Below are 518 nucleotides of genomic sequence, written 5' to 3' on the forward strand. Positions count from 1 at the left end.
CAGTTGCAGGGTAAGCGGGCGCTGGTCACCGGCAGTTCCAGCGGCTGACCCGCCGTCAACTGACCCACCGTCTACCAAGCCGAGGACCGGCCACCCGACATGACCAGCCCCCGATGAACAGTGAGGTCTGACATGGACAACGAAGGACAACACATCCGGATCGAACCGTTGCCGAACCCCGGACACCTGCGCATCGACCTCGACGGTGTCACCATCGCCGAGTCGAGCGGTCCCCGGCTCCTCCTCGAAACCGGTGCACCGGTGCGTTACTACCTACCCAAGGCGCACATACGGATGGAGCTGCTCGAACCGAGCGACACGATCACCCACTGCCCACACAAGGGCACCGCCGAGTACTGGTCGGTACGGGTCAACGGTCAGCTGTACCGGGACCATGCGTGGTCGTACCCGGCGCCACTGCCCGACGGTCAGCCGATTGCCGGCCTCATCGCCTTCCGCAGGACGGATACGTATGTCGACGGCGTTCTGCAACAGGGGCGCTGATACGCCCCCAACGC

General features: G+C 64.9%; 1 protein-coding gene. It reads left to right on the forward strand.

The genetic code is table 11. From position 1 onward, the window contains the following. The first annotated feature begins 132 nt into the window (after positions 1–132). Entirely contained in the window at positions 133–504 is a 372-nt protein-coding gene (locus U9977_RS21250; protein ID WP_322751047.1) for a DUF427 domain-containing protein, read from the forward strand. Positions 505–518 lie beyond the last annotated feature (14 nt).

It is taken from the genome of Protofrankia sp. Cas8, from assembly GCF_963555845.1.
GTDB lineage: Bacteria > Actinomycetota > Actinomycetes > Frankiales > Frankiaceae > Protofrankia.

Coding starts and splice junctions, on each gene's coding strand:
- U9977_RS21250 (WP_322751047.1), top strand. CDS start 133: ATGGACAACGAAGGACAACACATCCGGATCGAACCGTTGCCGAACCCC.